Annotated in this window: 4 protein-coding genes; 1 reads left to right on the top strand and 3 read right to left on the bottom strand. The window is 33.8% G+C overall.

What is annotated here, in order from left to right; translation table 11 throughout:
- Positions 1–163: 163 nt before the first annotated feature.
- On the top strand, positions 164–913 hold the full coding sequence (locus ACIQ1E_RS13955) for a lipid A phosphoethanolamine transferase (protein ID WP_396171963.1): 750 nt from the start codon (positions 164–166) through the stop codon (positions 911–913).
- A 4-nt stretch (positions 914–917) separates the two neighbouring features.
- Here ACIQ1E_RS13955 and ACIQ1E_RS13950 read toward each other — a convergent pair whose 3' ends face one another.
- The 3 genes from ACIQ1E_RS13950 to ACIQ1E_RS13940 all read right to left on the bottom strand — a co-directional run bounded on the left by ACIQ1E_RS13950 (position 918) and on the right by ACIQ1E_RS13940 (position 3914).
- Positions 918–2168 (bottom strand): BamA/TamA family outer membrane protein, encoded by a 1251-nt coding sequence (locus tag ACIQ1E_RS13950; protein ID WP_396171961.1) that lies wholly within the window; start codon positions 2166–2168, stop codon positions 918–920.
- Between the two features lie 280 nt (positions 2169–2448).
- A complete protein-coding gene (locus ACIQ1E_RS13945; RefSeq protein WP_396171959.1) occupies positions 2449–3090 on the bottom strand; it encodes a DUF4136 domain-containing protein in 642 nt (213 codons plus the stop codon).
- A 29-nt stretch (positions 3091–3119) separates the two neighbouring features.
- Positions 3120–3914, bottom strand: coding sequence for a hypothetical protein (locus ACIQ1E_RS13940; protein ID WP_396171957.1), 795 nt, complete (start codon positions 3912–3914; stop codon positions 3120–3122).
- Between the last annotated feature and the right edge of the window lie 347 nt (positions 3915–4261).

The following is a 4261-nucleotide window of genomic DNA, read 5'->3' as shown; positions in this document are numbered from 1 at the left end:
TATTGCCACTTTTTTATACCGAAATATACACTTTTTGGCAATTTAACAGAGCCTTTTTTAATATTATTTTATCATAAGTTATTAACAATCAAATTGTTAATTTGTTTTTAAGGAATGACTATTTATTATTTTCTAAATTAGCTAAGACTTTTAAATCTCCAAAATGAAAAAAACTATTTTACTCCTAGCAATTGTTTTTATAGTATCATTTGCAGCAAAAGCGCAAGACTCTATAAAATACTCCAATCCACTTATGGAAGTTCGCTTTAATTTTTTTAAAAAATCGGTAATTTTATTCAATGAATATTTAGATACTGATAGCGGCTCTTTCAACACTACAAATTTTAGAGTTTTGTATCCAATAGGAAAAAAAACTTGGCTTTTGCGGGCTGATGTCCCCTTAATCTCTACAAACACATCTTCTATTAACAAAAGTGGCTTAGGTGACCTTATTCTTGCCGCCTCCTACATTCCTTATGTAAAAAATAAAACAGGAATTGGTCTTCGTGCTAAAGTAAGTGCAAATTCGGCAAGTGACGCAAATTTTGGAACGGGAAAATGGGTGTTTATACCTAGCATTACTATGGGGAACTATCTTGGAAACAAGAAGAAATTTTTATGGTTGTCTTTAGTAGAAAACCAAATAAGTTTTGCGGGAGATAGTGAACGAAATGACATAAATACAACTGTATTTGAAAATACGTTTCTCTACTTTTTGGGTAAAAATTGGTTTGGTATAAATACTGCTCTCAGATACAATCATACAATCGAGGGATTTCAAAACTCTGCATTTATTGAATTTGGTCGGAAATTCACACCAGATTCTATGTTTTATATTCATCCAAGTATTGGTTACGGTGGAGCAAAATCATACAATTATGGATATGAGTTGGGGGTTTTAATATTGTTTTGATGACCTAAAACGATTCTCCAGCATTCAAATAAAAGGCGTCAGAATGTCGACCCCAAGCATAATTCATTACGAGATTAGTCCGAGTGGCTTTGTCAATCAGAATACGTAAACCTACACCAACCGCCGGCTGTACATATTGGAATAAACGGATCTCGCGATCTTTGTCACTTGTAGTAGTCATATTGGCAAATACAGTGCCACTAATCAACTGATTACAACTGATTGGAAAACGATATTCTGTTTCAAAATAAACCATTTTCTGACCTCGGAATAACCCTTGTACATATCCTTTTCCACTCCTGCTTCTCTGATCCCATCCAATCGAAGGCAAATTCAAATATGGCACATTACCAGTCGTTACAAAATGACCCATGGCCCATAAACTAAAAACGTGCTGTTTATTGATTTTACTCAAGGGCAAAAAATAGCGATATTCGCCGTATAAAACGGTACTAACATCTTGACTTTGATTGAACGCAGGATTCATTCGATAATTGATATTAGCAAACATTCCGCGATTGGTATTAATCTGATTGTCTCTAGAGTCATACAACAGATTTAAACTTACCCCATTGACTACATACTCTTCGTCATCTAATCCATATTTCAGATTGTAATTGTAGTGATTGGTATAAATGCCGTTGGCAACATCAAGATTTTGATCGGTTATAGTGGTATACCAATCCAAATGAACACCAGCGCCAACATAATAATTATCTTTGACTTCCCAAGAAACCGTCTGATGAAACTTAAAATAGTTATAATCCATCGGTTCCTTTATTGATTCCAAATCAAAATTTGAGTCCCTATATTTTGGTGGAACAATATCTGTTCCTAACCCATAATTCGCTTGTGAAAACACATAAAAACGCCAGTCTCCACTGAGGAAAAGACTGTTATTCTTGAGCATCACACTATTCTTAAAATTTAGAAGTACTTGTTTTTTTTCAGTATAAGTAGCTCCAAAATTAATAGAAGAATATTTGTCATCAACTTTTTTTCCTTTGAATGTATATTGAGTAACGACACCATACGAAAACCCGGTAGCTGGCTGAGATCCAATCACGGGTATAATTAAAAAGAAGCTGTTTTTTCGTGGTTTCAATATGTGTACCGAGTCCTTCTTTTTAAAAAGGTCGGGTAGCGATTTTTCAGGGCATACCTTTTCGGAAACTTCTTGATTTTGAGCAACAGAGCTCAAATTTGTCACTACGAAAAGTATACAACTAAAATAAAACAAAAATCTCTTATTCATTTTGCAAATTTACAATATTACTGATACAAATTGCACCATTTAGTACCAAACATAACTATATTTTAATCCATTCTGAATAGTCAGTTTGTCATGCCGTAAAGCGCCCCTACTCGCGCGCGCAGCGACTCCTGCGGAGTGACAAATGGCCTATGTTTTTGCGCTGTTTTTTATAGGTTTATGGTATAAGATGTACAAATCACTTCAATTTAAAAAAAAACAGATTATAAACTTTGAATCGAAGTTTATAATCTGTTTGATGCCATTCAGAAAAAAAGAAGGATTATTTCTTAACAGGCTCTTCTTTTTTAATTAATCCTTTATTATTTAGCTCGGTTTTAACAGCTGCAATAATATCGTCCATAGTCTCATTGGCTTTGGTCGGATTCAATGTAGAAGTGGTTCCTGACCATAATAACTTATTTGATTTAACATCATAAATAGTGGTCTCTACATAATAGGTTTTATTTTCCTCATAGTACCCTGGGGTTCCATACATTCCGCCGCCGTATCCGTAACCATAACCACCATAATATCCGCGTCCGTATCCCCAACCGCCGTAATAAGTGGTACCTTGAACATAATCAGTAGTTTTTGCTATATCTGTCAAACGCATCAAAATAATACCTTCGATACCGTCTTTCAGTAATTCTCCAACTACTAGCTGATGATCTGTTTGAGAAGGTTTCAAATAACTATAAGAAGCGATAAAATTCCCTTTAGCCGATGAAGCAACCACTTTGTCTTCGGCAATTCTTCTGGAAGAATCATCTTTCATTTGAGCAATAACTAAAACTTTATTAAAAGCCGGGACCGTTGCAGCATTCAAGGATGGATCAGACCAGGTTTTCACAAGTTGAGTAGATGGACTACATCCAGCTAAAAGAATAATAGCTAAAGCTGATAAAATTAATTTGATTTTCATATTTGTTTGTTCTTAAATTAATATTTTACTTAAAATCTATACCCTACATTAATCATATATCGAAACCCTAAACTTGTAGTACTTGCAGATCCATTTTTTTCAAATTCTCCATCTGCATTCTCCCCAATAGTTCCGCCGTAACCAGGAAATTTTTCTTTTAAAGCCTCATTGAGATTTTCAAAGAATTCTTCTCTTTCGGAATCAGATAAATTTCCTTCTGCTGTTGCTTTCACTTTGTAAGCAGCTACACCAGGACCCATAAGAACCAAATCTACCGAAAATCGTTTCCAAAAAACAAATTGGTAACCCAATTCAAAACCGATTTGCTGAATCTTAAGGCTTAAATCAGAATTAATTGTTTTAGGTGCACTAGTTTCATCCTTTTTGTATTCCCAATCGTGACCTTTACTGAATCTATTATAGGAATAATAAGGGCCTATGTAAACTCCTCTTGGAGCGTTATACTTATTGAGTTTAGAAAGATAAAAACGGTAATCTCCAGAAATATGAAAACCTCCTTGAGACAGAACGGTTTTGCTTCTGAATTCATCTGAAAATCCATTTTCAAAATTAGGAAGGGCTGCCTGACCAATATTAATGGAAAAGGAACGATTGTGTTTTAAAATTCTCTCATAACCAAAAATGAGAGATTTACCACCAAAAATCAATGGGTTTGTCGCATTAAAACGAATCGTGTTTTTGAATTCCCGTTCAGGTTTATACAAACTGTCCGATGTTTGAGCCTGTGTGTTGGTCACACCAAAAGCAATAAATAAAGCAATAAATAGTATACTAATATTGCCTTTTGGGTACAATTTTTTCATAAGATTATTATTATATATAGTAATATGTAAAGGTACAAAAGATTTTTTACATAAAAAAAGCTTTAATTGCTAAAAAGCATCAAATAATAATAGTTAATACTAACTATTTGCCGTTTTAAAAACATCATTTTTACAAATTCACTACGAATCCTTCCTCGCCAAAAAACAAAAGTAGGGATGCTTTCCAGCGTGATAAACGGACTCGTTAAGTTGGATTAAAATATATAGGTATAGGCGCTTAGAGCACCCTTGTTATCTATTGATTTTATTGATATTTATTCAAATTTCACCATCTTTTTCATTAACACATCGAAGATTGTCCCCATATTTGACCTTCTATTGTATCT

The organism is Flavobacterium sp., assembly GCF_044348915.1.
Classification (GTDB): domain Bacteria; phylum Bacteroidota; class Bacteroidia; order Flavobacteriales; family Flavobacteriaceae; genus Flavobacterium.
The sequence above is the reverse complement of the archived record's forward strand: the minus strand, read 5'-3'. Positions and strand labels throughout refer to the sequence as shown.

Coding starts and splice junctions, on each gene's coding strand:
- ACIQ1E_RS13955 (WP_396171963.1), top strand. CDS start 164: ATGAAAAAAACTATTTTACTCCTAGCAATTGTTTTTATAGTATCATTT.
- ACIQ1E_RS13950 (WP_396171961.1), bottom strand. CDS start 2,168: ATGAATAAGAGATTTTTGTTTTATTTTAGTTGTATACTTTTCGTAGTG.
- ACIQ1E_RS13945 (WP_396171959.1), bottom strand. CDS start 3,090: ATGAAAATCAAATTAATTTTATCAGCTTTAGCTATTATTCTTTTAGCT.
- ACIQ1E_RS13940 (WP_396171957.1), bottom strand. CDS start 3,914: ATGAAAAAATTGTACCCAAAAGGCAATATTAGTATACTATTTATTGCT.